Source organism: Deltaproteobacteria bacterium (assembly GCA_016218975.1).
In the GTDB taxonomy this organism is placed as follows: domain Bacteria; phylum Desulfobacterota; class Deferrimicrobia; order Deferrimicrobiales; family Deferrimicrobiaceae; genus JAENIX01.
This window is the reverse complement of the sequence record JACRCO010000084.1, coordinates 1-4,230: the sequence shown is the minus strand read 5'-3', so window position 1 is coordinate 4,230 and position 4,230 is coordinate 1. Positions and strand designations below refer to the sequence as shown.

Annotated in this window: 6 protein-coding genes and 1 pseudogene; 5 read left to right on the top strand and 2 right to left on the bottom strand. The window is 57.7% G+C overall.

The features are described 5' to 3' along the window. Both HY896_12510 and HY896_12505 read right to left on the bottom strand, forming a co-directional pair. The coding region (locus HY896_12510) for a hypothetical protein (protein ID MBI5577168.1) at positions 1-169 on the bottom strand (169 nt) is incomplete at its 3' end. A 917-nt stretch (positions 170-1,086) separates the two neighbouring features. Further along, on the bottom strand, positions 1,087-1,464 hold the full coding sequence (locus HY896_12505) for a helix-turn-helix transcriptional regulator (GenBank protein MBI5577167.1): 378 nt from the start codon (positions 1,462-1,464) through the stop codon (positions 1,087-1,089). A gap of 447 nt (positions 1,465-1,911) precedes the next feature. On the opposite strand from HY896_12505, the gene HY896_12500 reads away from it, so the two are divergent. The 5 genes and pseudogenes from HY896_12500 to HY896_12480 all read left to right on the top strand — a co-directional run bounded on the left by HY896_12500 (position 1,912) and on the right by HY896_12480 (position 4,188). Beyond that, positions 1,912-2,172 carry a type II toxin-antitoxin system RelB/DinJ family antitoxin gene (locus tag HY896_12500; GenBank protein ID MBI5577166.1) on the top strand — a complete coding sequence of 87 codons (261 nt, stop codon included), beginning with the start codon at positions 1,912-1,914 and terminating at the stop codon, positions 2,170-2,172. After that, positions 2,172-2,441: a type II toxin-antitoxin system YafQ family toxin gene (locus HY896_12495; GenBank protein ID MBI5577165.1), complete on the top strand. Its 270-nt coding sequence runs from the start codon at positions 2,172-2,174 to the stop codon at positions 2,439-2,441. Before HY896_12500 ends, HY896_12495 begins: the two co-directional genes overlap by 1 nt. A 501-nt stretch (positions 2,442-2,942) precedes the next feature. Beyond that, on the top strand, positions 2,943-3,203 hold the full coding sequence (locus HY896_12490; protein ID MBI5577164.1) for a type II toxin-antitoxin system RelB/DinJ family antitoxin: 261 nt from the start codon (positions 2,943-2,945) through the stop codon (positions 3,201-3,203). Then, positions 3,203-3,479, top strand: a pseudogene (locus HY896_12485) (type II toxin-antitoxin system YafQ family toxin). Before HY896_12490 ends, HY896_12485 begins: the two are co-directional and overlap by 1 nt. 247 nt (positions 3,480-3,726) lie before the next feature. Next, positions 3,727-4,188, top strand: coding sequence for a hypothetical protein (locus HY896_12480; protein ID MBI5577163.1), 462 nt, complete (start codon positions 3,727-3,729; stop codon positions 4,186-4,188). The last annotated feature ends 42 nt before the right edge of the window (positions 4,189-4,230 follow it).

Genomic DNA, 4,230 nt, shown 5'->3' with positions numbered 1-4,230 from the left:
CGATCGGCCGCACGATATTGGCGGCAGCCTCGACGCTTCCGCTTGCCTCAACGATCGCAACTACTTCCTCGACATCCGACAGGTCGCCGGAGAGACGGCTTGCCAGGCAGTCGGGCAAAAGGCTGTAGGTCGTGTGCGATTCGGGACAGTAGTAGCGGGCGATCCGCATTCCGGGAGGATCGACACGAGAATAGGTGCCATGGCGGGAAAAGCTACAGCCGCCGTCCGGATGCGACGGACAACGATCAAGGGTTGCCCGACGCCACCCCTTGCAGGTAACGTATTCCTTGCTGGTGAGGGACGTTTTGTGGCGAGTCTGCACCGGCCAAGGCCCGCGCGGTGGCAGCCGTGGCGGGCCACTTCATTCTGGCCGCAGAAAACGCCGATGTCACTATCTGCGAATCGAAAGTCCCTCCCGGATTGAACCACCGGAACAACTCTTCACAATCGCCCACCCTCTCAAGCAATTCCTCGATGGCTCAAACCGGAACGGCGGAGGGGAGGAATCACGGATTTACCTGAGAGACAACACCACGTTTGCGGATTGGTGGAATCGCAAAGCGGCGGACCCCTGCGGACAAGCTGGAAGAGGAAAAAATGTCGACGATGTTAATCGAGCATTCGGAAAGATCGGCGCGATCGGTGCGGCGGAAATTGGAGCATTTGGGGCGATAAGCGCGGGAGCGGTCATGGGGCCAGCGTTGAGTCCGTCAATCTATGCTCATCCGGAAATTCCGGGAAAAGTCCTTGATGCTGCACAAAACTTCCTTGTTCCAGGTCCTCCAAATACTCCCTCTGGAGTAATTGGCAGCGGGTTGAGACAGAGTACAGATCTTTTTGGAATAACAAATACTTGGTGGACTCCATAGTGATGCCATGAAAATAAGATATGAAACGCTGGTTCTGGGTGCAGTTCTTTGTGTGTGGGGAACTGGTGTCATATTAAAAAGAAGTTATTACAGTTCACAGTATTCCATGCAGATCGACTGGGGTGAACTCCATGTTGTTATAGGAGCATTTATGGTTTGTCTTGGGCTTTATGCTCTATATGGTTCATTCAAAAAGCCCAAAGATAAGGGGTGAGATCTATCTGTTTCCAGCTTTCTTCCTTAGCTGCTCCCTCTCGATAAAGGTGTCGAGAAAAGATAGAATCTGCCGCTTTTCCCTGGTATCGAGCTTCTCGATCTGCTGAAGTCTGCGGAGCAAGCGCGTGTTGGCGGGCCTCGCCGCCCTCTTGATCGGCGTGACTCCAAGGAGGTCGTCCGCCGTCACGCCGAGTGCCCTGGCCAGTTCCGGCAGGATGGCGGTGGGGGGGTGTTGCGTCTGCCCCTCGTAGTAGGCGATGTTGCGCTGGGAGACGCCGATCTCGGCGGCCAGCTCCACTTGGGTGTAGCCCGCTGCCTTGCGTAGCTGGGCGAGTCTTGCCCCGAAACCGATCAGCTTCTCGTTAACCCTCTTGCTCATCCCGGTTCTCCGCCGATAAAGCGTTTGCCCGGGATTGTAACCCTCGTTTTTATCCATTCTCGTTTGCCCTCCGAATCTAAGTGATAACTGACGAGATCGAAACGACCGAAAGTGGTGACGGATGCGACGGGATATAGACATAATGCCACGGCATTATGTCTCCTTCCTGCGGGCGAAGACCCCGCGCCCCATACCAGGGCAGCGCCGCCCGGGCGGGCCGCTTGGGCTCCCGTCCGCCCCCTCAAGGGGGCTCCCTCCGAATAGCAACAGCAGATCACGCCAACGCCGCGCGCTTCGGCGTGCGCAACACCGGTCTCCGTGCTCGCGCTTAAGGCCCCTCTGGTGGGGGCCTTCGCATGCTGTGCGCGGAGCCCGCAAGCGCGGGTTATAGACACCGTAGCCCAAAAGGGCTACGATATAGAGAAGAGTCTGGGTGGGAGGTACACCATGGCCAAGACCGCGACGATCCGGGCCAGGACCGACGAGAAGCTCAAAGAACGGGTGGAAGACATTTTACGCGACCTGGGGATGACGACGACGGAAGCGGTCAACCTCTTCTTCCGCCAGATCGACATCAACCGGGGCATCCCCTTCGCTGTGCGGCTTCCCAACGCGGAGACGCGGCGGACGCTGGAGAAGTCGGCCCGCGGGGAAGACGTGATCAAGTGCAAGGATGAAAAGGATCTCTTCCGGAAGTTGGGCCTGTAGTGCTCCGACCGGAATTTACCACGAAGTTCCGGAGGGAATTGAAAAAGATGGAGAAGCGCGGGAAGGATCCCGCGAAGATCCGGGCGGTCCTCCACAAGCTTCTCCATCAAGAACCGCTGGAGCCGAGGCATCGGGATCACAACTTGGTCGGCTCCTACCTTGGTTGCCGGGAATGCCACGTCGAGCCGGACTGGCTGCTCATCTACACGGTGGGCGACGACTGGATCCGGTTCGAGCGGACGGGGACCCACTCCGATCTGTTCGAATGACCGCGTCGCGCACCTCGGCGTACGCGCTTCTCGCCGACAACTGCGTCTCTTCCTGTCTCGTCCCTCTTCTTCCTTTAGCTGCCCGCTCCTGATACGATCCCTCTCATGCGAACCGAGGCGGCTAAAGAGAGAAGCTCCTCCGCGCGATCGTGCCACTATCCCCAAAACCGCATCAGGGGTCTTCGAGCTCTCCGGCCAGCCCCGCGTCGGGGCCAAAGACCTGTGAAGCCACCGGCCGCATTAGGGAAAAAGCCTGCGCATACGACGGAAGTGCGGCGGGCGGTGCTGTTCTCCGACACCACCCCTCAAGGGGGCTCCACGAAGTAAAGGCAAGATTCATATCGTCGGTGCGTCCGCCTGGCCGGTTTCCGTGCTCGCGCTCCGGCCCTCTTGGCGGGGCCTTCGCACCTGCGCGCGGAGCCCGTGAGAACACGCCTGTCCGTTGACTCCGTATCCCAAATGAGCTACGCTTGCAGATGTAAACAAGCATGGAGGTGCTCCATGGCCAAGACGGCAATGATCAGGGCCAGGACCGATGAAAAGCTCAAGGAACAGGTGGAAGGCATCTTCCACCGCCTCGGGATGACGACCACGCAAGCGATCAACCTGTTCTACCGCCAGGTCAAGATTAATCGGGGGCTACCCTTTGCAGTGAGAATCCCCAACGCCGAGACGCGGCGAACGCTGGAGAAGTCGGCCCGCGGGGAAGACGTAAAGAGCTTCAGGAACATCGATGAGCTGTTCAAGGACCTTGAGTCCTGATGCCGCTCACTCCGAGCCGATCCGGCCGCTTCAAGAAGGACTACAAGCTGACTGATGAAGCGGCGCGGAAAGGATATGTTCATGATCCAGCAGATTATGAAACCACTTGCCGATGAAAAGCCGCTGGAGCCGAGGCATCGGGGCCACAACCTCGTCGGACCCTACGCCGGTTACCGGGAATGCCACGTCGAACCGGACTGGCAGCTGATCTACACGGTCGGCCACGACTGGATCCGCTTCGAAAGGACCGGCACCCACTCGGACCTGTTCGAATAACCGCATGTTGGCGGCATCCGCGCACACGCGCCCGTAGACGACAGCCCCGTCATCCCGCTTCTTCCTTTAGCCGCCTGCTACTGATACGATCCCTCTCATGGCGATTGCCGCGGCTAAAGAAGAAGGCCCATCCGCGTCTCCGTCCCGCACTCCCCAAAACCGCATCAGGGGTCTTCGAACTCTCCGACCCGCCCCGCGTCGGGGCCAACGACGTGTGAAGCCGCGGACCGCATTAGGGAAAATACCCATGCGTACGACGGAAGTGCGGCGGGCGGTGCTGTTCTCCGATACCAACCCGTCCTTCGATTTACTCATAGCGTTCGCGGGGGGAATCCCCGAGACGGTGACGGGGTTAGTAAGGTTCGGGTGGAGAGATTACGAATCGGCGAGTGGCCGCTGGCTGTCTCGCGATCCCATCCTGTTCAGGGGCAGGCAGGCGAATCTTTATGTTTACATCGCAAATACCCCGACTAACTATAGAGACCCCTCGGGCTTGTGGTATTTTGATCTTAATGTAAGTTATGGAACTAGATTCTTTTTAGGTTGGACAGGCGGAATGTTAATAAATGATAAAGGCATCTACCCATATTTTGGAGGAGGAATTGTGTCCCCTCAACTTCGACACTTGAAGCCCGATTTTACGCTTGGCCGTGTTGATTTCAATGGGATTTTACCGCAATTTCCGCCGAACCTTGTAGTACATATATAACCCCACATATATCTTGACACACAAGGAGTGGCATGAGATATT

Bases quoted from the DNA above. Each gene is read 5' to 3' on its own strand.
- HY896_12505 (MBI5577167.1), bottom strand. From the start codon at position 1,464: ATGAGCAAGAGGGTTAACGAGAAGCTGATCGGTTTCGGGGCAAGACTC.
- HY896_12500 (MBI5577166.1), top strand. From the start codon at position 1,912: ATGGCCAAGACCGCGACGATCCGGGCCAGGACCGACGAGAAGCTCAAA.
- HY896_12480 (MBI5577163.1), top strand. From the start codon at position 3,727: ATGCGTACGACGGAAGTGCGGCGGGCGGTGCTGTTCTCCGATACCAAC.
- HY896_12490 (MBI5577164.1), top strand. From the start codon at position 2,943: ATGGCCAAGACGGCAATGATCAGGGCCAGGACCGATGAAAAGCTCAAG.